This window comes from Paraburkholderia sp. BCC1886 (genome assembly GCF_900996245.1).
Taxonomy (GTDB): domain Bacteria; phylum Pseudomonadota; class Gammaproteobacteria; order Burkholderiales; family Burkholderiaceae; genus Paraburkholderia.
The window spans coordinates 121,775-145,064 of record NZ_CAAJGK010000037.1 but is presented as its reverse complement, the minus strand read 5'-3'; the positions used below and the strand labels follow the sequence as shown (position 1 = coordinate 145,064).

The following is a 23,290-nucleotide window of genomic DNA, read 5'->3' as shown; positions in this document are numbered from 1 at the left end:
CAAGGATGCCAAGCAGATATCCGCTAGTGGTTCCCCGACTAGCTTTCATGATGTTCATGCAGTTCTTCGTGTGGGGCGCGTGGTACGCGACGCTCGGGTTAGTGATGTCTCAGGCGGGCTTATCCGGTGCGATTGGCGATGCGTATTCGACCGGGCCCATTGCTTCGATTCTCGCGTCGTTCCTGATGGGCATGCTGGTCGACCGGTTCTTTTCGTCGCATCGCGTGCTCGGCGTGCTGCATCTGGTCGGCGCCGCTCTGCTCTGGACGCTGCCCGGTCTCCTGCATGTGGAAGCGCGCGGCTGGTTCCTCGGGGCGTTGCTCGCCTACCTGTTGTGCTACATGCCGACCCTCGCGCTCTCCAACAACGTGGCGTTCCATCACCTCGCCGATGGGCAATCGCGCTTCCCCGTCGTGCGCGTATTCGGCTCGCTGGGATGGATCGCTGCGGGTGTGCTAGTCGGCACCGCCGGCTGGTCCGCCAGTCCGCTGGTGTTTCATGTGGCCGCTATCGCTTCGTTGCTACTCGGCCTGTATAGCTTCTCGCTGCCGGCCACCCCGCCGCCGGCCGCCGGCAAGCCGCTCGCATTGCGCGACCTGGTTTGCGCGGACGCCTTGGCGCTATTGCGGGAGCGGCACTTCCTGGTCTTCATCGTCTGCGCGATGCTGATTTCGATCCCGCTCGCCACCTTCTATGCGTTCGCCGCGCCCTTCGTCGGCGCAGTCGGATTCCGCGACGTCGGCTCGGTCATGTCGCTCGGCCAGGTCGTCGAAATCGTCTTCATGCTGCTGATTCCCTGGTTTTATCGGCACATCGGCATGAAGGGCATGCTGTTGCTCAGCATGATCGGATGGGTCGTACGGTATGCGTTTTTTGCGTTGGCGGCGCAACCGGGATTCGCGTGGCTGGTGTATGCCGGTGTGTTGATGCACGGCATCTGCTACGACTTTTTCTTCGTGGTGGCGTTCATCTACACCGACATGGTGGCGGGCGCCCGCATCAAAGGTCAGGCGCAGAGTCTGACGGTGCTGTTCACGTACGGCATCGGCATGTTGATCGGCGCGCAGGTGTCGGGATGGATGTTTGCGCATGTCGTCGATAACGTCGTCGGTCAGCAGGCGTCGCTGCTGCAATGGCAGCGCTTCTGGATCTATCCGGCAGCCGGTTCGGCCATCGTCGCTATCGGCTTCTATTTCTTCTTCAATTTTCGCTCACAGCGACAACAGGCCGGCCATGGCTCGCCGTCGGAGGTCAATCCATGAGTCCGGCTTCTACAGTTTTATCCATTCCAACGACAACACCGCTGCGCACGCTGGTGGTTGGGTGCGGCAACATGGGCGCGTCGCATGCGCTCGCTTACGACGCCATCGACGGTTATGTGTTGTGCGGTCTCGTGGCGCGGGGTCGAAGCAAAGTCGATCTGAATGCGCGCCTCGCCAAACCGGTTCCGTTATTCGACGACTACGAAACCGCGCTGCGTGAATTGCGTCCCGACGTCGTGTGCATTGCGAGTTATCCCGACACGCACGAGGCTTTCGCATTGCGGGCGCTCGAGGCAGGCTGCCACGTATTCGTCGAGAAACCGCTGGCGACCACGGTAGAAGGCACGCGACGCTTAATTGCGGCGGCCCTCGCTGCCAATCGTCAATTGATGGTGGGCTATGTGTTGCGGCAACATCCGTCATGGCAGCGGTTCATTGCCGAGGCACAAAGGCTCGGCAAACCGCTCGTCATGCGGATGAATCTGAATCAGCAAAGCTCGGGGCTCGCCTGGCAGAAGCATCGGGCGATTCTCGACACCCTCTCGCCGGTGGTCGACTGCGGCGTGCATTACATCGACGTGATGTGCCAGATGACCGGCGCGACGCCGGTGCGCGTCTCGGCTATCGGCGCGGCATTGGCATCTGACCTGGCGCCGGGCACGCTCAATTACGGCCAGTTGCAAGTGTGCTTCTCCGACGGTTCGATTGGCTGGTATGAAGCCGGCTGGGGTCCGATGATCAGCGAAACCGCGTTCTTCGTAAAAGACGTGATGGGTCCGCGCGGGTCGGTGTCGATCGTCGCGGACGGCGTCGCGCGCGGAAGGTCCGCTGACATCGCCGCGCATACCGAGACGCAGCGTCTGCTGGTTCACTGCGGCGAACTCGATGCAGAAGGACGGCTTGTCGAAGCAGACCGCGAACTTTCGTGCGAAGACGAACCGGACCACGACGGCTTGTGTGCGCTCGAACAGCGACACTTTCTCGCGCGGATTCACAGCGGCGAACCGGACTACGAGCACTGGAATTCAGTCGTAGACAGCTTGCGCGTGGTGCTCGCGGCCGACGAATCCATGCGAACGGGGATGATGCAGTATCTCGAACCGGTGGAGCGCTTCATGCCCGAAGAAGCGCATCGATGAACCGCGAGCGTCTTGAATCCGGCGCGCCGGTACGTTGCATCGGCGTCGATGGCGGCGGCACTGGTACACGTGTCGTACTGGGCGACGGGATGCAGGTGATTGCCGAGGCGCAGGGTGGACCGGCCGCATTGTCGCGAGGAGTCGAAGCCGCATGGCGCACGATCGAAGCGGCGTGCGTCGCCGCGTTCGTACGAATCGGCGAGCCCTTTGCATGGGACTCGGTCACGGTGGGTATAGGGATCGCGGGCGCGCACAACGAGCAGTGGCGACGCGAGTTCATCGCTTGCGCACCGGTCACGCTGGGGATCGTCGTCGAGACGGACTCGTACACGTCGTTGCTGGGCGCGCATGGCGGCGAACCGGGTATCTGCATTGCAACCGGTACGGGCAGCGTGGGCGAAGCGCTGTATGCCGATGGTTCGACACGCGTGGTCGGCGGCTTCGGTTTTCCCGCCGGCGACGAAGCGAGCGGCGCGTGGTTCGGGTTACACGCTGTCGGGCATATGCAGAAAGTCGTGGATGGACGCAGCGGCTTCGATGCGCTTGCGCGTGACCTGTTCGCTCTCGTCGGCATCGACGGTTCGCAGCCGTGTCCCGCCGAACTCGCGCAGCGGTATCGATCGACGTTGATGCGTTGGCTAGCAAGCGCCGCTGCATCGGACTACGCGCGGCTCGCACCGACCGTGTTCACGCACGACCGGCATCTGCTTTCGCGCGAGTTGATCGGCACGGCAATCGACGACGTGCTTTCGATGGTGGATACGCTCGATCCCACACACGAGTTACCCGTTGCGTTGAGCGGCGGCTTGGCGTCCTGTCTCGCGGCTTATCTGGGGGATCGGCTTGGCGGCCGACTCGTCAGCGCGCGGGCGTCGTCGGCACATGGGGCGCTGTCGCTGGCGTACCGGACGCGGGGCGCTGAATTGAAGCAGCGGCAAACCTGGAACGCCATGCATGGTCGCTCGAAGCCGGCCCGTTAATGAAGAGTCGACGCCGGAGCCTGTTTGTGTATAATGCGAATGATTCTCAATACCACGCAAACCGAAAGCGATTTCGCCGCCGCGACCATGCAAACTTTTCTCTGTAACGATCTGATCGAACGCTTCGGCTACGGTATGGCCGTCTATATTTCGGCGAAGGCTTCCGCGATGCAGAGAAGCATCGACGCACTCAACGCCGAGCGGCAACTTGCCGGCGGTCGTCTGCTGAAAAACGCGAGTATCGACGAAGTGGTCGGCGTGTTGCGCAGGAAAGGTCAATTGCCTGCGTGAGAGGTTCCGGCATGTCGTAACGACGGATTCGAGCGCGGCCCGGCCGCCTCACCCCGCGTCGCCATCGCCCTCCCTGACTTCATGCACGCCCGGCACCGCGCGCAGCCGTTTGCAGATGGCTTCGAACTGCACCGGCGTCACGCGCGACAGCGTGATGCCGATTTCATCCACGTCGTCGTCTTTCTGCTGCATCACGAACTGTTTGACGCGTGCGGTGCCCGAGCCGAGTTCCTCGTGCAGCGTGGCGAGCGACAGCGCATTCCTGTTGGTGTAAACCGTCAGTTCGCGCCGCTGGCGATTGCCGATGAAGCGCTTCTCCAGCGGCTTGATGCCGGCCAGAATGATCAGCATGACGACGGTCGCGGCGATAGCCGCCGTGTACAGACCGCCGCCGACCGCGAGGCCGACACCGGCCACCGCCCATACGCTCGCCGCCGTCGTGAGACCCCGTATCACCTCGCCGCGCGCGAGAATCGCACCCGCGCCGAGAAAGCCGATACCGGAGACCACCTGCGCCGCCATCCGCGAAGGATCGAGCACCACGCCTTCGCGCAACACCTCGCTGAACCCGTAGGCCGACACGATCATGATCAACGTCGAGCCGACACACACCAGCATGTGCGTGCGCAAACCCGCGGCCCACGACAACCGCTCGCGCTCAATACCGATGACGCTGCCCAACGCGGCCGATATCACCAGCCGTCCGACCAGTTCCCACTCGCTCGCCATACGTGCCTCCGTTTGCACGGCATCGAGCGCGTTGCGTGCTACATGGCCCGATGCCCCGATGTCCGACAAAGAGGACGAGTGTAACGAATCACCGTCGGTCACGAAAGACGAAGGGCGGTCGACCTGGACAACCTCTGCCCACGTCGACCGCCCTTCGCTCTTCCGAAGCCGGCTGGCTTGCGCTTACTTCAAGCCGAGCATGCCGCGCAGTCGCGACAGATCTTCGGCCAGCGTCTGCACCGGCCCGACGAGCGCCTTGCGATCCGCCGCGCTGAGCTTGTCGTAGGTCTCGTAGCCGTTGGCCGTCTTGTACTTGGCGAGAATCGCATCGACCGTCGCGAAGTTGGTGTCGATCTTCTTCGCGAACACGGCGTCCTGTTTCTGGATCAACGGTTCGAACAGCGTGACGATTTTCTTCGCGCCGTCCACGTTGCCCTGGAAGTCCCACAGGTCGGTGTGGCTATAGCGATCTTCCTCGCCCGAAATCTTCGTCGCGGCCACTTCTTCCATCAACGCAGCCGCGCCGCCCACCACCTTCGACGGCGGGAACACGAGGCCTTGAATACGCGTTTGCAGATCGAGCACGTCCTTCATCAGCTTGTCGGCCAGCGGCGCGAGGTTGGCCGTGCTGTTCTGCGAATACAGACCGTATTCGATACGGTGAAAGCCCGTGAACGACGGGTCGGCTTCTTTCTTCTCGTGATCGTCGGCGCGCGAGTCGACGGAGTTGTCGAGGTCGCTGAACAGTTCGGCGATCGGTTCGATCGATTCGTAGTGCACGCGCGTGGGCGCATAGAGCGCTTTCGCTTTCGCCAGATCGCCGGCCTTGATCGCGGCAACGAACGCCCGCGTGCCGTCGACCAGTTGTTGCGTCTCGACCGAAACGTAAATCTTGTAGTCGGACACCGGCTTCACCAGATCGAGCGGCGCAACGGCGGCATTGGCCATCGGCAGTCCGCTCGCGAGGCTCGTGAGCAACAAGGCAGCCATCAAAATGCGTTTGTGTTTCATGAATTTCCCCTAGATCGATGTAATCGCGTCAGTCGGCTTCAGGCACTCAGCAATCCGCGCCCGAGGTAATCGGAGCGGCTGGCAGCGCCCGGCAATACGAAGAAGTAGCCGCCGCCGATCGGCTTCAGATACTCCTCCAGCGGTTCCCCATTCAGCCTGGTCTGAACCGCGATGAAACCCTTGTCGAGATCGGCCTGGAATGCGATGAACAGCAGGCCCATTTCGAGTTGTCCATTCGACGCAATCCCGTTCGAATAATTGAACGGACGGCGCAGCAGCAGATGCGCGGCGGCCCCTTTGCTACGGTCGTTGGCGAGGCGGATATGCGCGTCGAGCGGCGTGACGTCGCCCTTCGGATCGCGTGCGTAATCCGGTACGTCGCTCTCCTTGTGGCCGTCGAACGGCGCACCGGTCGACTTGCGGCGGCCGATGATCGACTCCTGCTCCTGCAACGGCGTGCGGTCCCAGCGTTCGACGAAATTGCGGATGATGCGCACCGCCTGGTAGCTGCCGTTCGCGGTCCATGCGGGTTCGGGCGCGGCGCCGTCGCTGCCGGCACTGGCGCCCGCCGGCTGCACCCAGACGATCCGCTCCATCAACGCGCTGTCGTTGACGTCGGGGTTCGCCGAGCCATCGTGAAAGCCCAGCAGATTGCGTGCGCTCTTCGTCTCGCCGCGGGTCTGCGCGGGTGTCGGCGGCACCGTGCCTTCCTGCTTCCAGCGCAACTCGAGCAGGTCCGGGGTGTTCTTGACGATATCGCGCAACGCGTGAATGTTCGTGTCGGGCGTGTGCGCGCAGAACTGCAGCAACAGGTCGCCGTGACACAACTGCTGGTTCAACGCATCGTTCGGAAAGCCCGGCATGCGTGAGAGCCGCGCCGGCTTGTGCGGCGCGAGTCCAAAGCGATCGTCGAACAGGCTCGAGCCCACGGCGACCGTCACCGTCAAGCCGTCTGGCGCGATGACCGGTCCGAGAATGCCGGAGTCGGGCGGCGGAAACTTCGGATCGACTTCGGGCGCCTTGCCGCCTTGCGTCAGGAACGCGATGCGTTCGGTCAGCGTGCGGAACAGGCGCTCGAGGTCGGCGCGGTCGGTGCTGAGCACATCGAATGCGACCACCATGCCGGAGGCCGGCCGCGGTGTCGTAATGCCCTGCTGGCGCACGCCGAAGAACGGGTAACTTTGCGACTGGTCGGGCCGCGCCTTCGGCGCATCGGTGACCTGATGGCCGGTGTTGCCGGTATCGGCGGCACGCGCCCATTGCGTGGCCAGCACGCCGGCGCCGGCGCCGATGCCGGTCAGCAGTCTTCTGCGGCCCGGCGACGGCGCGCCGGCCGTTGCGGTAACGGCTGCCGTCGCCGCGTTCTGGTTGTCGTGGTCTGACTTGGACATGGTTCGTCTATTTCTGGATCAGTTCAGGCCGAGGGCCGGATTGATCCGGCGCAGGTCGGCGGCCAAGGTGGTGAGTTTCTTTGCGAGTTGTTCGCGCTGGCCGGCGTCGAGGCTCGCAAAGGTTGCGTCGTCGCCTGCCGCAGCGGACACGCTCTTTGCCTGCGCCAGCGCCGCATCGAGATCGCTGCCGAGCGTCGTGCCCAACGCTGCGTTGCTTTGCGTCAGCAACGGCTTGAGCAGACCGACGATCTCGCTCACGCCTTCGAGAGCCGGCGCGACATTGCCCGGGCTCATCGACGCATGCGCTTCTTCGTTGCTCGCCGTGAGCGCGGTGGCAATCAGTTCGACACGGCGCGCGGTCGCGACCGACAGTTGCTTCGGCTCGATCGACAGGTCGTCCATGCGCTTCTTCAGCGCGTCGGCGTCTTTGGCCAACTGCTGCGCGGGCGCGGCGAGCGTCGCGAGCGATACCGGCGCGCCCGCGCCGAACAAACCGTATTGCACGCGATGGAAGCCCGTGAAACCCGGGTCTTTCTCACGCTTGTCGTAGAAGTCGGCCGGTGCGTCGAGACGCTTGTCGAGATCGCTGAACAGATCGGCGATCGGTGCCAGGTGCATGTAGATGTGATGCGCGTCCGCATACGCCGTCTTTGCCGCCGCGACGTCGTTGCCGGCGATCGCCTGGTTCAGCGCCTGCACGGCACTCACCAGCGACATGGATTGCAGCGTCACGTACACGCGGTATTCCGACAACGGGCCGACGAAGTCGGTCATGGAAGGCGCCGCCTTGCTCGCCTGATCCGACTGCGCGGTCGGCGTGACGTGCAGCTTGCCGCGCGGATTGCTCAGCAGGCCGCAGGTGATGTCGTAGTCGCCCGGCGCGAGTTGCGCGGTCAAGGTTTGTGCGAATGCGGGCGCGATGTTCTCGCGTTCCTCGATAACCATTACGCCGTCGAGAATTTCCCATTCGACCGCGCGATCCGATGTGTTGACGATGCGGAACGTCGAGAGGCCGGCCGGGACGGTCAATTCGTTCGGGGTGCACTCGTGGGCGCCGACTTTCACGGTCACGACGCCCGCTTCGTTCTGGTTCGCCTGATGCGCTTCACGCGCAAAGCGCGTCGCCACGTAGAACGCGACGAGGCCGGCGATCACCAGCACGATGGCGACGATGAGCAGCAGCCACGTGGTCTTGCTGGGGGCGGGCGCAGCCTGTGCGCGCGCCGCGGTGTCGGCATCGGGACGATGGCCGGGAGTCTTGCTGGATTCGCTCATGTTTTACGTCTTGGTATGACTGGCCTGCTGGACCGGCAGCTTCGCCATCGGCCGCAGGAAACCGTAGAGGCTGACGACGAGGAACACCACGTACGCCAGCACTTCGCTTTGGGTCGGCGCGTCTTCATAGCCGAAGATGCCCGCGAACACCGTGCCGAGCGCGCTGTCGGCCGGCAGGATCGGACTCGCGTCGAACACGACGCCTTGCAGGTAGTTCCACACGCCGGCCTCGTGCAAGGCGCGCACGGAGCCCGCGAGAATGCCTGCGGCCACCACCAGGATGAACACGCCGGTCCAGCGGAAGAAGCGCTTGAGATTCAGACGCACGCCGCCCGCATAGATTGCATAGCCGATGATGCACGCGCAGATGAGGCCGAGCAGCGCGCCGACGGGGGCCGCGGCGCTCTCGCTCTGCTGGAACGTGGCCAGCAGGAAGAACACCGATTCGAGCCCTTCGCGCGCGACCGCGAAGAAGATCATGCCGACCAGCGCATAACCCTGACGGCGCGACGAAGCGAGGGCGGAGTCGACGGAATTGCGCAGTTCGGTAGCGATGGAGCGCGACACCTTGCGCATCCAGAACACCATCGAAGTCAGCACGCAGACGGCAATGCCGCCGACCACCGCCTCGAAGAACTCCTGCGCCTTCTGAGGGAATTCGGCGCTGATGAACTGCAGCGCGGCACCGACGAACAGCGAGAGCGCGGCGGCCAGCAGAATGCCGATCCACACCATGGGCATCCAGCGCGCCCGCCCCGTCTGATTGAGATAACCCGCGACAATGCCAACGATCAATGCTGCCTCGATACCTTCTCGAAGCATGATAAGAAACGGGACGAGCATGTTGATTGGGGTAACGGAGTGAAATACCGCGTCAGGAACGCAGCCGCGGACGAGCCGCGATGAGATACAAAATTTGTGACAAGCACGTGAACGCTGAAATGTACACCGTCGCATTTCTTATTGCAAGTAATTCTCATTACCAACGTTTAGTTTTTGCGGGTTTTGTGGTAGTTGGCGCGAGCGCGGCGTGTTTTCCGTCAGGCGGTCTCGCCCGCAACGGTGAGCCCTGCACCGGTGCCGGCGGAAGTGGCAACGCCGTGCAGATAGCGCAGATCTCGCATAACATCGGCGTCGCCGTGACCGAACTCGGCGCGACGCTCGGCGACATTGTCACGTATTCGACCTCGCGCGAACGACATGCTGGTCGAAATCGACGTGACCGTGATGGTGCCCGCGTCCGTCCGGGACCGCTAACCCGATTGTCCGGCTGCGCTTTTCCGGCGAAGCGCAGCCTTCAACATTGAAGAAGAGATTCATGACACACCGTCCTGCCACCACCGACCTCGACATCCATCCGCTGATCGCCGGACGATGGAGCACGCGCGCTTACGCCGACAGGCCCATCGACCACGCCAAGGTGGTCAACATTCTCGAAGCCGCGCGCTGGGCGCCGTCGGCGTTCAACGCCCAGCCCTGGCGTTTCGTCGTGTTCGAGAAGTCCGGCGACGCCGCCGCCTTCGCACGCGCCTTCGGCACGCTGGCGCCGTTCAACCAGGGCTGGAATACCAATGCCCAGGTGCTGGTCGCCGTGCTCACCGACACGCTGAACGCCAAGGGCGAACCGAACGCGAACGCCGCGCACGACGCGGGCGCCGCCGCCATGGCGCTGCTGCTGCAGGCGCACGCCGAAGGGCTCGCTGCGCACACCATGAGCGGGATCGACGCCGACGCGTTTCGTGCCGAGTTCGCGATTCCCGAACGCTTCAAGGTGCTGAGCGTGATTTCCATCGCGTATCACGGCGACCAGCAAACGTTGCCGGCCGCGCTGCTCGAACGCGAACAGGGACCGCGCGCGCGCCTGCCGCTCGAGACCATCGCGCAATTCGGCGGCTGGCAGACAGCGGGCTAAGCCTCCAGTTCCAGCCCGCCTGGCCTTGTGCAGTCGCATCGGGCCAGCCGCTATCCGAACAGTCCAACTTGCAAGCTAATCTTGGAAGATAAGCTTGCAAGTTGGACTGTTTACCTTCATGCTCGCCAAACACCGGAACCGCCCTGCTTTCGCGTTTGGAACGACCATGCCCACCATCGAACAATCCGCTGTCGATTTCATGCAGGCCATCGGCCTGCTGGTCCGGCGCACCCGCAACGAAGCGGGCTCGGACGAACTCTCCATGACGGAGTCGGTCGTCATGTCCCGGCTCGCCAACGACGGCCCCGCGACGACCGCCGCGCTGGCGCGCGCCGAAGGCATGAAGCCGCAATCGATGGGCACGACCATCGCGGCGCTGGAGGAACTGGGCTTCGTCAAGCGCACGCCGCATGCTACCGACGGCCGCCAGATGCTGATCGCGTTGACGCCCAAGGGCGTGCAGGTCCGCAAGAAAACCCGCGAGGCCAAGCAGATGTGGCTCTCGCAAGCCATGGCCGAACTGGACGCGCAGCAGCGCGACACGCTCGTGAAGGCGACCGGCATCATCAAGGCGCTGGCGAGCCGGTGAACGAGCCGAACCCGCCGGACGGCAAAGCCGAGCGGATCGACGCGTCGGTCTGGAAAGTCACCGTGGTCGCGGTAATGGGCCCGTTCATGGCGCAGGTCGATTCGACCGTCGTCAACGTGTCGCTGTCCACCCTCAGCCATACGCTGGGTTCGCCCATCGCGATCGCGCAATGGATCGTCACGGGCTACCTGCTGGCCATGGCACTGACGCTGCCGCTGAACGGCTGGCTGGTGGACCGGCTCGGCGCGAAGCGTCTCTATCTGATCTGCTTTTCGACCTTCACGCTGGCCTCGTTTCTGTGCGGCGCCTCGTCCAGCATGAGCCTGCTGATCTGCGCACGCGTGTTTCAGGGGCTGATAGGCGGCGTCATGGCGCCCATGACGCAGATGATGATCGCGCGTGTCGCCGGCCGGCACATGGCGCGCGTAATGGGCTACGCGGCCTTGCCCATCCTGCTCGCGCCAGTGCTCGGTCCGGTCCTCGCCGGGACGATTCTCGCGCATGCGTCGTGGTCCTGGCTGTTCTATCTGAACGTGCCGGTCGGTATCGCCGGAGTGGGGCTGGCAACGTGGCTGCTGCCGCGCGACCTCGGCGCGTTGCAGAAGCGGCCATTCGACTTTTTCGGCTTCGCGCTCATCTCTCCGGGACTCGTCGCGCTCATCGACGGTCTGCAAAACTCGACGCGAGTGCAAGGCTTCGCGCTACTGCTTGCGGGCGCGCTGCTGCTCGCGGCATTCGTGTGGCACTCGGCGCGTAAGGGCGCCGCCGCGCTCATCGACGTGCGGATTTTCGCGGACCGGGTTTTTTCCACCGCCGCCGCGACGCAGTTTTTCACCAACGGCCTGCTATTTGGCCGGCAACTCGTCGTGCCGCTTTTTCTGATCGCCGGCTGCCAGATGTCGGTCGAACACGCCGGTTGGCTGATCGCCGCGACCGGCGTCGGCATGATGTGCTCGTTTCCGTTGCTTGGCTTTCTGACCGAGCGCTACGGCTGCCGCGCGGTCGCGGCGGGCGGCGCCTTGCTGGCTACGTTGGGCACGTCGAGCTTCGTGTGGATGATCGAATACCGGTTCTCGCCAGCCGTTGCGCTGGTCAGTCTTTTCCTTGCCGGTGCGGGTCAGGGGACGATCAGCATTCCGTCCATCACGGCTGCGTATGCATCCATTCCCAAAGCGCGGCTGGCGGTCGCCAATACCGCACTGAACATTGCTCAGCGAATCGGCGGTCCGGTGGCGACGACGTTGCTTGCGCTGGTGCTCTCGCTGACCATGGCGCACCCGGCCCTGCACGCGGCGAGCGTCGGGCCGCGGCCGTTCTTCTGGCCGTTCGTGCTGCTGGCCGTGCTGCATCTGCTGGCGTTCGCTACTGCCATGCGTCTTCCGCCGCGAATTCAACGCGAACCTGAAGCGGCCCGACCATGAGATTGCCTACGTTGACCCAATGCCGCTGCGCGCGTATATTGATTACGCTCATAATCAATAGAGCATCGTCGACTCATCGAACGGAGCGTTCAACATGCGTTATCGACTATTCGGAAAACACACTGGCCTGCGGGTCTCGGAACTGGTTTTAGGCGCCGGCAACTTCGGCACGCGCTGGGGTCACGGCGCCGAGCCCGACGAGGCCGCGCGCATTATCGACACGTATGCCGAGGCCGGCGGCAACTTCATCGACGCCGCCGACAGTTACCAGTTCGGCGAATCCGAAGAGATTCTCGGCGACCTGCTGGCGGGCCGCCGCGACGAGTTCGTGCTCGCGTCGAAGTTCAGTCAGCGGGCAAGTCCCAAAGACAGCATTCTCGTCACCGGCAACAGTCGCAAGGCGATGGTCTCGTCGGTCGAAGCGAGTCTCAAACGGCTGAAAACCGATCGGCTCGACCTGTACTGGGTTCACTATGCCGACGGCGTGACACCGGTCGACGAAATCATGCGCGGCTTCGACGACCTGGTGCGTGCGGGCAAGATTCTCTATGCCGGTTTGTCTGACTTTCCGGCGTGGCGTGTCGCGCGTGCAGCAACACTCGCCGAGTTGCGCGGATCGATTCCGCTCGCGGGTCTGCAGGTGGAATACAGCCTCGTGCAACGCACGGTCGAGTTCGAGTTGCTGCCGGCGGGTGATGCACTCGGCCTCGGCGTGGTCGGCTGGTCGCCGCTCGGCGGCGGCATGCTGACGGGTAAATATCGCAAGGGCGAGAAAGGCCGTGCCGAAGGGCTCGGCGGCAAGGTGTTCCAGGCGGAAAACAGCCAGCAACGCACCGCCATTCTCGACACGCTGATCGCCGTTGCCGGCGAACTGGGCGTGTCGCCCGGCGAAGTGGCCATAGCGTGGGCCGCGGCCAAGGGTCCGTTTCCGATCATCGGTCCGCGCAGTGTCGAACAGTTGCAGGCCAATCTCGCCGCCGCCCGACTCACGCTGCCGCCCGATGTCATGACCCGGCTCGACGCGGTGAGCGCACTTGCGCCCATCTTCCCGCATTCGATGCTGAACGACCCGGCCAACCGGCAGCGCATCACCGGCGGCAAGTTCGACGATTTCGTTCAACCCATCGAGGCGGTGGCTTGACGCGCGTTCGCCGGTCGGGAGTCGTGAGTTGTGAATCGGGAGTCGTGAGTCATGAGTCGCGCTTTACAATCACGCTCTATTCAACGAGTCGAACGGGAAGCATCCCATGAAGGTATCGCGCGAACAGGCTGAACAGAACCGGGCGTCGCTGCTCGACGCAGCGTCCCGGTTGTATCGCGAGCATGGTTTCGACGGCATCGGCGTCGGGCAGGTCGCGAAGGAAGCGGGCTTGACGCACGGCGGCCTGTACGCGCATTTCGATTCGAAAGACGATTTCATCGCCGAGGCGTGCACCCGCGCTTTTGGCAACAGCCTCGGCAAACTCGCGGCGATTCAACCTGGCGACGCCGCCGGGTTCGCACGCTTTCTGAAGAACTACCTGTCGGACAGGCATCGTGAAGCGGTCGGCGCCGGTTGTCCGGTAGCCGCGCTCGCCGCCGATTGCGTGCGCGAAGGCGGTCAGCCTGGCGCCGCGATGAGCGCGGGCATCAAGCGCTATGTCGAGCTTTTCGAGCCGCTGCTGGCCGCTTCGGAAGACGCAGCGAGCGGCAATGAGTCCCACGCTCACGACGAAGCGATGGTGCTGCTGTCGACGATCGTCGGCGCGCTCGTGCTCTCGCGTGCGACGCGCTCGGATGCCGCGCTGTCGCGCGGCTTTCTGGCCTCGGCGCGCGCGCATGTCGGGCAGAGGATAGAAGCCGGTCAGGCTGCCGGGACAGCGGATGACGCATTGCCGGTGGAAACTTTCCAGCTCGCCAAATCCCGCAAGCGGGCCAAACCAGCTGCGTGACAAGCGGCAAACCCCGGCCAATTTTCACCCACGTCATAAAATCCGCAGCGACTATCGGTACCATGCGCACTGGCGTCTGGCAAAGTCGGGCAAAAAATCGCACCTTCGAGAATTTTGCCCGGCTAGCCTGTGTGCAGGCGCGCTCGACCGGGCGCGCATCGCAATCGGACTCCGTCCTCCATCAGCACCATAAGGGATTCGAACACATGAGTTTCGTGCACTTCATCGGCGGGGAAAAAGGCGGGGTGGGTAAGTCGCTCGTCGCCCGCGTTCTGGCGCAATACTTCATCGACCGCAATCTGCCGTTTCTGGGTTTCGACACGGACCGCTCGCACGGCGCGCTGCTGCGCTATTACGGCGATTTCGCCGCCCCTGCGGTACTCGACGGACACGACAGTCTCGACCCGGTAATCGAGCACGCGCTCGAACAGCCGGAACGGCGCATTCTCGTCGATCTCGCGGCGCAAACGCAGCAGTCGGTCTCGAAGTGGTTCGACGATTCCGACGTGCTCGGCATCGCGCAGGAAAGCGGCATTGCGCTCACGTGGTGGCATGTGATGGATGCGGGCCGCGACTCCGTCGACCTGTTGCGGCAATGGCTCGACCAGTTCGGCGGCAAGTTGCGGCTCGTGGTGGTGCTCAACGAAATTCGCGGCGAGCGTTTCGAACTGCTGGACGCGTCGGGCGAACGTCAGCGTGCACAAGCGCTCGGCGCGCAGTTCGTTTCGCTGCGCCATCTTCCCGATACGACGATGCAGAAAATCGACCAGAAGAACGCGAGCTTCTGGGCCGCGGCGCATCACCCCGACCGCGCGACGACCGGTCTCGGCATGCTCGAACGGCAGCGGGTCAAGGTGTGGCTCAACCGCGTGTACGAAGAGATCGACAAGGTCGCGCCTTGAGCCGCGTATTGTTTGACACCCCGGCCTCGTCGATCGAGTGACCGACTCGGCGGCCGGCCTCGTCGATCGAGTGCCCGGCTCAGTGGCCGAACTTGTCGGCATCCAGCATGTCGGGGTCGGGCCGCTGCAGCGCGCTGATCGCCGCCAGTTCCTCGTCCTTCAAACGGAAGTCGAACAACGCCAGGTTCTCAGCCTGCCGCTTCGGATCCGCGGACTTCGGCAAGGGCACATAACCCCTCTGCGTATGCCAGCGCAACACGATCTGCGCGGGCGTGCGCTCATAGCGCTGCGCCAGATCGACGATGACCCGTTCCGCGAGCAAGCTGCCACCGCGGCCGATCGGGCTCCACGTCTCCGTCACGATGCCGTGTTGCGCGTTCACCGCGGCGAGATCGTCGCGCAAGTGATAAGGGTCGAGTTGAATCTGGTTCACGTGCGGCACGAGCCCCGCGTCGAACAGTTTTTGCAAATGCGCCTGCTTGAAATTCGACACGCCGATAGCGCGCACCTTCCCTGCATCGAGTAGCCGCACGAGGCCCTCGACCGCATCGACATAGCGGTCCTGATCCGGATTCGGCCAGTGCACCAGCAGCAGGTCGATATAGTCGAGGCCGAGGCGCGTGCGGCTTGCTTCCCAGGCCTGCTGCACGCCCTCCACGCTGTGCCATTTCCGGTTGAATTTCGTCGTGACGAAAATCTCTTCGCGGGCAATGCCCGACTTGCGGATGCCTTCGCCGACGCCGGTTTCGTTGCCATAGTTCTCAGCCGTGTCGATCAGCCGATAGCCGAGTTTCAGCGCGCTTTGCACCGCGCTTGCCGAGCCCGCGTCGTCGAGCGGCCAGGTGCCCAGGCCGATATGCGGCATGGTCACGCCGTTCAGTAGGGTGATCGAATTGGCAGTGTCCGTGGTCATGCAATAACTCCTTTGAGGCTGTGGGCCTGTGAGTAAAATGAGCGGGCGCCGAACATCGCGCGCCCGGAGACCGGACTGTGCGGCGCAGTTGGAATACCCGTTGGTATCTCAATTCGCGAGAAAGTTCCACGCATGTTCCGAACGAGAGTGCCCGTCCAAGGAATGCACCGATGGCTCGAATGACCCGAGAAGAAAGTCAGGCGCTCACCCGCGCCAAACTCATCAGCGTTGCGCAAACGCTTTTCACGCGCGACGGTTACGCGGCAACCTCGCTCGATCAGATTGCCGAAACGGCCGGCTTCAGCAAAGGCGCGGTGTACTCGAACTTCGAAGGCAAGGAAGAGTTGTTTCTGGAGGTGCTGGAAGAACACGGCCGCCTGAGCCTGAGCGGCATTCTGGCCGTGGTGAACAGCGCGCAATCCATCGACGATGCGATCGAGCGCATTGCGCAGTGGTCGGAGAAGAGTTCGCGAAAGGGCAACTGGCCGACGCTGATCCTCGAGTATTCACGCCAGGCGAAACCCACTGCCAGCTTTCGCAAATCGCAGGAGAAGGTTTTGCGCGCGCAATGGCGGGCGCTGGGTGAACAGTTGCTGAATCTGGACGATACGCCGGCCACGAAGAAACTCGCGCCGGAGACCGTCGGCGCGTTGATTTTCGAATTGACCTATGCGCCGGCTATGAGCTTTGTCAGTCAGCCCACTTCCGGCGATCTGCTGCGCGTCGCGTTGCGAGGCGTGTTCGGATCCGCCAACCCATGACCGCGATGAGGGATCCGCGCTGCCCGGCTTGTCCGGCTAGCTAGTGACGGGCCTTGTCGATCGCACTGACCGCCAGATCGCGCGCCAGGTCCGCGTACAGTTCGGCCCATTTACCGAGCAGACCCGGATCGTCGGTCAGAAAAAGCGGATGCTCGGCCCACGCGCTGACATCCGCGCCCTTCCACGCGACTTCGAAGATACGCAGATCTTCGTCCTCGCTGACGCCCGCATCGACCAGTTCGTGAAACGAAGCGAGATTATGCAGATGGACGTTATGCGCCGCGACGCCGTGAATGGCGGCGAGCGCATGCGTTGCCCGCGTGCGCGCATCGTCGCGACTGGCCGCGATCAGAAACACCATGCTTTCGCCGTGCGTATCGCCGGCAACCGCCCGGTAGAGCGACATCTTGCAGCGCTGGCTGAGGTGTGAGGCCATGATGGATTCCCCTCCCGAAAGTTCTTCTTCGTGTTGTGCGATTGCTTTCGTGCCGCCGGTCGATGCATGGCCTTGTCGCAGGCGCGCACGGTAGTGTTCGCTGCTCCAGTACACATACAAACCGCATACGAACAGACAGGCCAGCGCAAGGATCGCGACGCCTGCGAGTACCGCCAGATCGGCGCGCGCCATCTCAGGTCTCCTCGACTCTCGCGCGTACTTCGTCTGCGTTATGGGGGATAACTTCAGTCAATACGCGCCGTGCCCGGGGAATTACGGCGGTAGAACGGGTGTCTCTCATGGTCTACTCCCATCGTCGGTATTGCTATGATTTTGTAAGCGAAGGGGCGATGCCGCGAGTATCGGACGACGCAGGCCGTTGATCAACAGAGCACACGTCTCTATTGACCAATTCGCCTGGCTGGAGGAATCTATCTGGCTGCGGTTTTTGCGGGGTAGGTAGTCACCCCAGGTCCGTCCCTTGCTGACGCGTCACACGGACATCTCGTGCGCCGGTCGTCTCGCTGCATGTCTTCATTCGCCAGGCGCTGGATCCCGATGGCGTGCCGCCTCCGGGGAACGAAAACTGCTGCGCCGCCTCTACCCGAATGCATCCTATGCAGCGACGTGGCCCTACAGCGCTTTGCCTGAGCCACTCACGCGTGCCCGTCCAGATCCACGAGTACCCCGCACGAGTACCCCGTTCGAACCCGATTGCCGGCGTGCACTTCTGCGTCATGCGTTTCCATTCACCGTGCTATCGTGACCCGACCCCGGGTAGCGACCGCCTTCGTTACTGACCTGAAAGGATAGTCCGATGACCGAACAATCTTCCGCAAGCGCCTCGACACCCAAAGGCGTGCCCGCCCCACGCGATCAGCACCTTCGCGACATGGCCGACTGCATCCGCTTTCTCTCCATGGACGCCGTGCAGAAAGCGAAGAGCGGACACCCCGGCGCACCGATGGGAATGGCCGACATCGCCACCGTGCTGTTCAAGGACTTCATGCAGTTCGATGCCGCCGATCCGCACTGGATCGATCGCGATCGCTTCATTCTGTCCAACGGCCATGGCTCGATGCTTCTATACAGCCTGTTGTATCTGACGGGCTATAAAGACATGACCATCGACCAGATCAAGAACTTCCGCCAGGTCGGCAGCAAGACGGCAGGTCACCCGGAATACCGTCACGCGGACGGTATCGAGCTGACCACCGGGCCGCTGGGTCAAGGTATCGCCGAATCGGTCGGCATGGCGCTCGCCGAGCGCATCATGAACGCGAAATTCCATGACGATCTGGTGAATCACTTCACCTACGTTTTCCTCGGCGACGGCTGCCTGATGGAAGGCATCAGCCAGGAAGCGATATCGCTCGCCGGTCACCTGAAGCTCGGCAAGCTCATCGCGTTCTGGGACAACAATTCCATTTCGATCGACGGCGCCACGAGCCTGTCGGTTTCCGACAACGAGGTCGAACGGTTCCGCGCATCGAACTGGCACGTGCTGGAAATCGACGGCCACGACACCGACGCCATCCGCGAAGCCATCAAGACCGCACGCGCCACCACCGACAAGCCGACGCTGATCGCATGCCGCACGATCATCGGCTTCGGCTTCCCGACCAAAGCCGGCACGCAGAAAGCACACAGCGACGCCCCCGGCGAAGAAGAAATCGCGGGCGCCCGCAAGACGCTCGGCTGGACTTCGCCGCCGTTCGAAATTCCCGAGAATCTGCTGAACGAGTGGCGCGAGATCGGCGCCAAGGGCCGCACCGCGCGACTCGCGTGGGCCGACCGCGTGAAGCAGGCGCCAACCGAATTGCGCGGCGAGTTCGAGCGACGCAACAACGGCGAGCTTCCGCCCAACTGGAAGGAAGCGATCGCCGCGGCGCGCGCGGAGTTCATCGCGAGCGGCAAGGAAATGGCGACGCGCCAGGCGAGCGGCGCGGTGCTCAATCACCTGTTCGACGCCATCCCCGAACTGCTCGGCGGGTCGGCCGACCTCACGCCGTCGAACAACACCAAGGCGAAAAATCAGGTCGAAATCAAACCGGGCGACTACGACGGCTCGTACATCCACTACGGCGTGCGCGAACACGGCATGGCGGCGGCAATGAACGGCATCGCGCTGCATGGCGGGCTGATTCCGTACGGCGGCACGTTCATGTGTTTCTCCGACTACTGCCGGCCCGCCATCCGTTTGGCCGCAATGATGCGCATCCGCACGACCTTCGTGATGACACACGATTCGATCGGTCTCGGCGAAGACGGTCCGACGCATCAGCCGGTCGAACACCTCGCTTCGCTGCGCGCGATTCCGCATCTCGGCGTGTACCGTCCTGGCGACCCCGTCGAAACGGCGGAGTGCTGGGAGCTCGTGCTCGATCAACCGCGCCGCGCGGCATTGCTGGCGCTGTCGCGCCAGCCGATGCCGCTGCTGCGTAAAGAGGCCGGCAACGAGAACAAATCGGCGCGCGGCGCTTACGTGCTGCAGGAAGCGGAAGGCGGCCCGCGCCGGTTGACGCTGCTGGCTACGGGCTCCGAATTGCATCTCGCCGTCGAAGCCCGCGAGATCCTGCAGAAGGAAGGTGTGCCAACGGCGGTCGTGTCGATGCCGTGCCGTCTTTTGTTCGAAGAACAGGACGTGGCGTACAAGAAGTCGGTATTGGGCGAGACCACGGCGCGAGTCGCCGTGGAAGCCGCCGTCGAATTGGGCTGGGACAAATATCTCGGTCTGGAAGGCAAATTCGTCGGCATGCACGACTTTGGCGAGTCCGGAAAGATTCAGGACGTGTACGCCAAATTCGATATCACCACCGATGCGGTCGTTCGCGCTGCAAGGGAAGTGCTGGCGAACGTGAAGGGCTAGAAGCGTTTGAATCGCCGCGCCGCGATTCCGTCGAATCGCGGCGCGCGCTAGCAATTAGCGCTTGTCCACCACCGGATAACCCGCCTCGTGACTCACCCGCGCGGCCGGCACCGAAGGCTTCAGCTTCGCGATGAACGGCACGTCCGGTTTCATGATGAAGGTCATGAGCACGCCGCAGGCCATCACACCGATCGACAGCAGGAAGGTGACGTTCCAGTTGCCGATATGGTCGATCACATAACCCGCCACCACCGGACTCACGATCGCCGCCGTGAAGCCCGTGCCGCTCATGATGCCGCTAGCGGTGCCCGAGCGGTCGTACGCCACGTCCATCGGAATGGCCCACATCGGGCCGACATTCATTTCGTTGAAGAACATCGCCGCCGCGAGAAACACGAGCGAATACATCGGATCGTGAATCAGCACGACCGGAACCAACGCGAGCCCGGTCATCGTCATGCAGAACGCCACCAGATAGCTGCGCGCGAGTTTCAGATTGCCGGTACGGCGCAGCAACCGGTCGCTGACGAGGCCGCCCACCAGATCGCCGAACACACCCGCGACGAACACGCCGGACGTGAAGATCACCGCACGCTTGATGTTCAGATGGAAGCTGTGCATGAAGTACAGCGGCATCCAGTCCAGCATCAGCCAGAGAATCCAGTTGTAGCAGAAGTACACGCCCGAGACCGGCAGCAGCCGACGATAAAGCGACGCCCACGTGCCGGGCATTTCCGCCGCGCGGATCGTGGGCGGCGGCAGGCTTTCGATTTCCGCCGTCGTGATGCGCGGATGGTCCGCCGGCTTCTCCGTATAAGTCACGTACCACAGCACCAGCCAGCCGAAGCTCAGCGCGCCCAGCAGGTAGAACGCGAAGCGCCAGTCGAACGCGGTCATCAGCGCGAGCACCAGCATCGGCGCGATTGCATTGCCGAGCCGCGCCGACGAGTGCGTAATGCCTTGCGCCATGCCGCGTTTGTCGCGGCGAATCCACGACGCCATCGCGCTGGTGGAAGCCGGGAAGGTCGCGCCTTCGCCGAGACCCAGCAGCAGGCGCGCCGCCACGAGCGTCGTGAAGCCACCGGCGAGGCCCGTCAGCGTCGTCGCAACCGCCCAGATGAACGCGCAGGCAATCAGCGTGCGCTTCGCACCGAAGCGGTCGCTAACCCAGCCGCCGATGAACTGGAACACCACGTAGGGATACGCGAACGCCGAAAACACGAAACCGAGTTGCGTGTTGCTCAGCCCGAGTTCCGACTTGAACTGTCCGGCGGCGGTGCTGATGTTGACGCGATCGACGTAGGTGATGAAGTACATCAGGCACAGCATCACGAGGACCGTCGTGGTCGCTTTCAGCTGGAATCGTTTCATGTCTCACTCCACAGTATTCGTTGTTATTTTTTCGACGATCCCGAGGTGAAGGCGATCACGGCCTCCTTGAAACGGCTGCTGCCGTAGACCTCTTCGACCAGGTCTTCATCGTCCAGACGCTGTTCGACGACGATACGGCGCGAACTCTCCTTGACCGCTTTCTGCGTGACCGGCGACAACGCGATCAACCGGTGTGCGAGCGTATGCGCGGCGTCCTGCAGTCTGGCCGCTTCGCTCACCTCGTAGACGAAGCCGCATGCGAGTACTTCCTGAGCCGTGAGGTACTCCGCGAGCAGCAGCATCTTCTTGACTCGCGGCACGCCTAGCGAGGCCTGCAAACGCGCGATATTGCGCGACGACAGCGTGTTCGACAGCGTTTTGGCAATCGGCGCGCCGAAGCGCGAGCCTTCGCTACAGAGACGGAAGTCGCAGGCAGTCGCTAATGCGAGGCCGCCGCCGACGGCCCAGCCGTCGATCACCGCGATGGTCGGCAGCGCAATGCGCTCGACCGTGTCGATCACGCGTTCGACGAAGGCCTCGTAGGCGACGCCGTCGCGGCCATCGCGGAAGTCCTTGAAGTAACCGATATCGGTGCCGGAAATGAAGGACTTGCCGCCCGCGCCGCGAAACAGGATCGCGCGGACCGAGCTATTGCGCTCGCATTCGGCAATTTGCGCGAGCAGCGACTCGTACATCTCGATCGACATCGCGTTGTGCCGCTCGGGCCGGTCTATCACGATCTCCGCGGCGCCCGACTCGTGCACCGTCAGCTTGACGAATTCGCTCATGGCGCGGTCCCATCGAGTTCGGCGAAAATCTCCGCGTTATGCTCGCCGAGCAGCGGCGGATGACGCCGCACCGTTTGCGGCGTGCCGAGCATTTTCACGGGGAAGCCGATGTTCTTCACCTTCCCTTCGTTCGGATGGTCGATCTCCATGCACATGCGGCGATGCGTGGCGTGTTCGCTTTCGAAGGCTTCGGGGTAAGTCAGAATCGGGCCGGCCGGAATGCCGGCGGCGAGCATCGCGTCGACCCACTCGGCGCTGTCGCGCTTCGCAAATTCGCGCTCGAGTTCTTCGATCATCACTTCGCGATGCTTCAGGCGTAGCGAGACGCTCGCGTAATCCGCGTGATCGAACAGATCGGGGCGGCCGAGCAGTTCGCAGAGCTTCGCCCACAGCTTCTGATTGGTCGCGCCGAACACGAAATAGCCGTCGCGCGCTTTCACGGCCTGGTAAGGTGCGCTCATCTTGTTGCTGGTGCCGAGCGGCGTCGGCGGCACGCCCGTGCCCCAGTATTCCGACATATCCCAGATCGAGAAGGCCATCACCGAATCGAACAGCGACGCGTCGATATGCTGGCCTTCGCCCGTTTTTTGCGCGCCGATGTAGGCGGACAACAGGCCGTAGACCGCGAACAGCGCGCAACCGATATCCGCGACCGGCACACCGGCCTTGACCGGCTTGCCGCCTTTATAGCCGGTCACGCTCATCACGCCGGACATGGCCTGCGCCATCAGATCGAAACCCGGACGCGTGGCCCACGGCCCGCTCTGGCCGAAGCCGGAGATGCTCACGTAGACGATCTTCGGATTGATCTTTTTGATGGTCTCGTAGTCGACCGCAAGACGCTGCACGACACCGGGCCGGTAGTTTTCGACGATCACGTCGGCGGTTTTCGCCAGCTGATAGAAGCGCTCGCGCCCTGCTTCGCTTTTCAGATCGAGCGTGACCGAGCGTTTGTTGCGGTTCATGTTCAGGAAGCCCATGCTGTCCGGGCCCTTCATCTTGAAGCCCATCGCGCCGCGGGTCTGATCGCCTTCGAGCGGTTCCACCTTGATGACGTCGGCGCCGAGGTCGGCCAGCAGCATGCAGGCGAACGGTCCGGCCATGACCTGGCTGACGTCCAGCACGCGAATACCCTGCAAGGGCAGATGCTTCGATTCGCTCATCGCGAGTCTCCTGTAGGAATAGTGAGGTGAACCGCGCGGCCACGTCGGGCGTGGCCGGCCGGTTCTTTTCCTTACTGTCCGCTACAGCGGAAAGCGCCGCAAGAATGCGAGGAGCATGGCTGGTTTCGCGGATGGCGAAACCGGAGAGGGGAAGGG

Annotated in this window: 23 protein-coding genes; 13 read left to right on the top strand and 10 right to left on the bottom strand. The window is 63.3% G+C overall.

Features of this window, described 5'->3' with window-relative positions:
- Positions 1-47: 47 nt before the first annotated feature.
- From FQ746_RS07120 to FQ746_RS07105, 4 genes are read left to right on the top strand one after another with little or no spacing between them, the layout of a single operon-like run.
- A complete protein-coding gene (locus FQ746_RS07120; protein ID WP_222105857.1) occupies positions 48-1,262 on the top strand; it encodes an MFS transporter in 1,215 nt (404 codons plus the stop codon).
- Positions 1,259-2,401, top strand: a complete 1,143-nt coding sequence (locus FQ746_RS07115; RefSeq protein WP_144108231.1) for a Gfo/Idh/MocA family protein — start codon at positions 1,259-1,261, stop codon at positions 2,399-2,401. The genes FQ746_RS07120 and FQ746_RS07115 overlap by 4 nt, the downstream gene beginning before the upstream one ends.
- Entirely contained in the window at positions 2,398-3,381 is a 984-nt protein-coding gene (locus FQ746_RS07110; protein ID WP_144108230.1) for a BadF/BadG/BcrA/BcrD ATPase family protein, read from the top strand. The genes FQ746_RS07115 and FQ746_RS07110 overlap by 4 nt, the downstream gene beginning before the upstream one ends.
- 39 nt (positions 3,382-3,420) lie before the next feature.
- Positions 3,421-3,672, top strand: a complete 252-nt coding sequence (locus FQ746_RS07105) for a hypothetical protein (protein WP_260853925.1) — start codon at positions 3,421-3,423, stop codon at positions 3,670-3,672.
- Positions 3,673-3,720: 48 nt separating this feature from the next.
- Here the strand turns inward: FQ746_RS07105 and FQ746_RS07100 are convergent, their stop codons facing one another.
- The 5 genes from FQ746_RS07100 to efeU all read right to left on the bottom strand — a co-directional run bounded on the left by FQ746_RS07100 (position 3,721) and on the right by efeU (position 8,921).
- Complete coding sequence (locus FQ746_RS07100) at positions 3,721-4,401, bottom strand: MgtC/SapB family protein (protein WP_144108229.1); 681 nt, start codon at positions 4,399-4,401, stop codon at positions 3,721-3,723.
- 183 nt (positions 4,402-4,584) lie between these two features.
- The gene (gene efeO, locus FQ746_RS07095; RefSeq protein ID WP_144108228.1) at positions 4,585-5,412 is read right to left on the bottom strand and encodes an iron uptake system protein EfeO; all 828 of its coding nucleotides are present in this window, start codon (positions 5,410-5,412) and stop codon (positions 4,585-4,587) included.
- Positions 5,413-5,450: 38 nt separating this feature from the next.
- Entirely contained in the window at positions 5,451-6,803 is a 1,353-nt protein-coding gene (gene efeB, locus FQ746_RS07090; RefSeq protein WP_144108227.1) for an iron uptake transporter deferrochelatase/peroxidase subunit, read from the bottom strand.
- An 18-nt stretch (positions 6,804-6,821) separates the two neighbouring features.
- The gene (gene efeO, locus FQ746_RS07085; protein WP_144108226.1) at positions 6,822-8,078 is read right to left on the bottom strand and encodes an iron uptake system protein EfeO; all 1,257 of its coding nucleotides are present in this window, start codon (positions 8,076-8,078) and stop codon (positions 6,822-6,824) included.
- A gap of 3 nt (positions 8,079-8,081) precedes the next feature.
- Positions 8,082-8,921, bottom strand: coding sequence for an iron uptake transporter permease EfeU (gene efeU, locus FQ746_RS07080; protein WP_144108225.1), 840 nt, complete (start codon positions 8,919-8,921; stop codon positions 8,082-8,084).
- Between the two features lie 59 nt (positions 8,922-8,980).
- On the opposite strand from efeU, the gene FQ746_RS07075 reads away from it, so the two are divergent.
- The 7 genes from FQ746_RS07075 to FQ746_RS07045 all read left to right on the top strand — a co-directional run bounded on the left by FQ746_RS07075 (position 8,981) and on the right by FQ746_RS07045 (position 14,833).
- On the top strand, positions 8,981-9,385 hold the full coding sequence (locus FQ746_RS07075; protein ID WP_144108224.1) for a hypothetical protein: 405 nt from the start codon (positions 8,981-8,983) through the stop codon (positions 9,383-9,385).
- A gap of 11 nt (positions 9,386-9,396) precedes the next feature.
- Entirely contained in the window at positions 9,397-9,990 is a 594-nt protein-coding gene (locus FQ746_RS07070; RefSeq protein WP_144108223.1) for a nitroreductase family protein, read from the top strand.
- A gap of 166 nt (positions 9,991-10,156) precedes the next feature.
- Positions 10,157-10,579 (top strand): MarR family winged helix-turn-helix transcriptional regulator, encoded by a 423-nt coding sequence (locus tag FQ746_RS07065; protein ID WP_186310662.1) that lies wholly within the window; start codon positions 10,157-10,159, stop codon positions 10,577-10,579.
- Positions 10,576-12,000 carry a DHA2 family efflux MFS transporter permease subunit gene (locus tag FQ746_RS07060; RefSeq protein WP_260853924.1) on the top strand — a complete coding sequence of 475 codons (1,425 nt, stop codon included), beginning with the start codon at positions 10,576-10,578 and terminating at the stop codon, positions 11,998-12,000. Before FQ746_RS07065 ends, FQ746_RS07060 begins: the two co-directional genes overlap by 4 nt.
- Before the next feature lie 94 nt (positions 12,001-12,094).
- Positions 12,095-13,141: an aldo/keto reductase gene (locus FQ746_RS07055; protein WP_144108222.1), complete on the top strand. Its 1,047-nt coding sequence runs from the start codon at positions 12,095-12,097 to the stop codon at positions 13,139-13,141.
- A gap of 106 nt (positions 13,142-13,247) precedes the next feature.
- Complete coding sequence (locus tag FQ746_RS07050) at positions 13,248-13,931, top strand: TetR/AcrR family transcriptional regulator (protein WP_144108221.1); 684 nt, start codon at positions 13,248-13,250, stop codon at positions 13,929-13,931.
- Between the two features lie 206 nt (positions 13,932-14,137).
- A complete protein-coding gene (locus FQ746_RS07045) occupies positions 14,138-14,833 on the top strand; it encodes a mobilization protein (RefSeq protein ID WP_144108220.1) in 696 nt (231 codons plus the stop codon).
- 79 nt (positions 14,834-14,912) lie between these two features.
- Here FQ746_RS07045 and FQ746_RS07040 read toward each other — a convergent pair whose 3' ends face one another.
- On the bottom strand, positions 14,913-15,746 hold the full coding sequence (locus FQ746_RS07040; RefSeq protein WP_144108219.1) for an aldo/keto reductase: 834 nt from the start codon (positions 15,744-15,746) through the stop codon (positions 14,913-14,915).
- A 170-nt stretch (positions 15,747-15,916) separates the two neighbouring features.
- On the opposite strand from FQ746_RS07040, the gene FQ746_RS07035 reads away from it, so the two are divergent.
- Positions 15,917-16,507, top strand: coding sequence for a TetR/AcrR family transcriptional regulator (locus tag FQ746_RS07035; RefSeq protein ID WP_144108218.1), 591 nt, complete (start codon positions 15,917-15,919; stop codon positions 16,505-16,507).
- A gap of 40 nt (positions 16,508-16,547) precedes the next feature.
- Here the strand turns inward: FQ746_RS07035 and FQ746_RS07030 are convergent, their stop codons facing one another.
- A complete protein-coding gene (locus FQ746_RS07030; protein ID WP_144108217.1) occupies positions 16,548-17,135 on the bottom strand; it encodes a hypothetical protein in 588 nt (195 codons plus the stop codon).
- A gap of 625 nt (positions 17,136-17,760) precedes the next feature.
- On the opposite strand from FQ746_RS07030, the gene tkt reads away from it, so the two are divergent.
- Complete coding sequence (gene tkt / locus FQ746_RS07025; protein WP_144108216.1) at positions 17,761-19,812, top strand: transketolase; 2,052 nt, start codon at positions 17,761-17,763, stop codon at positions 19,810-19,812.
- Between the two features lie 54 nt (positions 19,813-19,866).
- Here tkt and FQ746_RS07020 read toward each other — a convergent pair whose 3' ends face one another.
- Genes FQ746_RS07020 through FQ746_RS07010 form a run of 3 tightly spaced genes read right to left on the bottom strand, consistent with a single transcriptional unit; the run spans position 19,867 to position 23,134 of the window.
- Positions 19,867-21,183, bottom strand: coding sequence for an MFS transporter (locus FQ746_RS07020; protein WP_144108215.1), 1,317 nt, complete (start codon positions 21,181-21,183; stop codon positions 19,867-19,869).
- Positions 21,184-21,206: 23 nt separating this feature from the next.
- Complete coding sequence (locus FQ746_RS07015) at positions 21,207-21,971, bottom strand: enoyl-CoA hydratase (protein ID WP_144108214.1); 765 nt, start codon at positions 21,969-21,971, stop codon at positions 21,207-21,209.
- Entirely contained in the window at positions 21,968-23,134 is a 1,167-nt protein-coding gene (locus FQ746_RS07010) for a CaiB/BaiF CoA transferase family protein (RefSeq protein WP_144108213.1), read from the bottom strand. The genes FQ746_RS07015 and FQ746_RS07010 overlap by 4 nt, the downstream gene beginning before the upstream one ends.
- Positions 23,135-23,290: the final 156 nt, after the last annotated feature.

Bases quoted from the DNA above. Each gene is read 5' to 3' on its own strand.
- FQ746_RS07120 (WP_222105857.1), top strand. From the start codon at position 48: ATGATGTTCATGCAGTTCTTCGTGTGGGGCGCGTGGTACGCGACGCTC.
- FQ746_RS07115 (WP_144108231.1), top strand. From the start codon at position 1,259: ATGAGTCCGGCTTCTACAGTTTTATCCATTCCAACGACAACACCGCTG.
- FQ746_RS07110 (WP_144108230.1), top strand. From the start codon at position 2,398: ATGAACCGCGAGCGTCTTGAATCCGGCGCGCCGGTACGTTGCATCGGC.
- FQ746_RS07105 (WP_260853925.1), top strand. From the start codon at position 3,421: ATGATTCTCAATACCACGCAAACCGAAAGCGATTTCGCCGCCGCGACC.
- FQ746_RS07100 (WP_144108229.1), bottom strand. From the start codon at position 4,401: ATGGCGAGCGAGTGGGAACTGGTCGGACGGCTGGTGATATCGGCCGCG.
- efeO (WP_144108228.1), bottom strand. From the start codon at position 5,412: ATGAAACACAAACGCATTTTGATGGCTGCCTTGTTGCTCACGAGCCTC.
- efeB (WP_144108227.1), bottom strand. From the start codon at position 6,803: ATGTCCAAGTCAGACCACGACAACCAGAACGCGGCGACGGCAGCCGTT.
- efeO (WP_144108226.1), bottom strand. From the start codon at position 8,078: ATGAGCGAATCCAGCAAGACTCCCGGCCATCGTCCCGATGCCGACACC.
- efeU (WP_144108225.1), bottom strand. From the start codon at position 8,921: ATGCTCGTCCCGTTTCTTATCATGCTTCGAGAAGGTATCGAGGCAGCA.
- FQ746_RS07075 (WP_144108224.1), top strand. From the start codon at position 8,981: ATGAGATACAAAATTTGTGACAAGCACGTGAACGCTGAAATGTACACC.
- FQ746_RS07070 (WP_144108223.1), top strand. From the start codon at position 9,397: ATGACACACCGTCCTGCCACCACCGACCTCGACATCCATCCGCTGATC.
- FQ746_RS07065 (WP_186310662.1), top strand. From the start codon at position 10,157: ATGCCCACCATCGAACAATCCGCTGTCGATTTCATGCAGGCCATCGGC.
- FQ746_RS07055 (WP_144108222.1), top strand. From the start codon at position 12,095: ATGCGTTATCGACTATTCGGAAAACACACTGGCCTGCGGGTCTCGGAA.
- FQ746_RS07050 (WP_144108221.1), top strand. From the start codon at position 13,248: ATGAAGGTATCGCGCGAACAGGCTGAACAGAACCGGGCGTCGCTGCTC.
- FQ746_RS07045 (WP_144108220.1), top strand. From the start codon at position 14,138: ATGAGTTTCGTGCACTTCATCGGCGGGGAAAAAGGCGGGGTGGGTAAG.
- FQ746_RS07040 (WP_144108219.1), bottom strand. From the start codon at position 15,746: ATGACCACGGACACTGCCAATTCGATCACCCTACTGAACGGCGTGACC.
- FQ746_RS07035 (WP_144108218.1), top strand. From the start codon at position 15,917: ATGGCTCGAATGACCCGAGAAGAAAGTCAGGCGCTCACCCGCGCCAAA.
- FQ746_RS07030 (WP_144108217.1), bottom strand. From the start codon at position 17,135: ATGGCGCGCGCCGATCTGGCGGTACTCGCAGGCGTCGCGATCCTTGCG.
- tkt (WP_144108216.1), top strand. From the start codon at position 17,761: ATGACCGAACAATCTTCCGCAAGCGCCTCGACACCCAAAGGCGTGCCC.
- FQ746_RS07020 (WP_144108215.1), bottom strand. From the start codon at position 21,183: ATGAAACGATTCCAGCTGAAAGCGACCACGACGGTCCTCGTGATGCTG.
- FQ746_RS07015 (WP_144108214.1), bottom strand. From the start codon at position 21,971: ATGAGCGAATTCGTCAAGCTGACGGTGCACGAGTCGGGCGCCGCGGAG.
- FQ746_RS07010 (WP_144108213.1), bottom strand. From the start codon at position 23,134: ATGAGCGAATCGAAGCATCTGCCCTTGCAGGGTATTCGCGTGCTGGAC.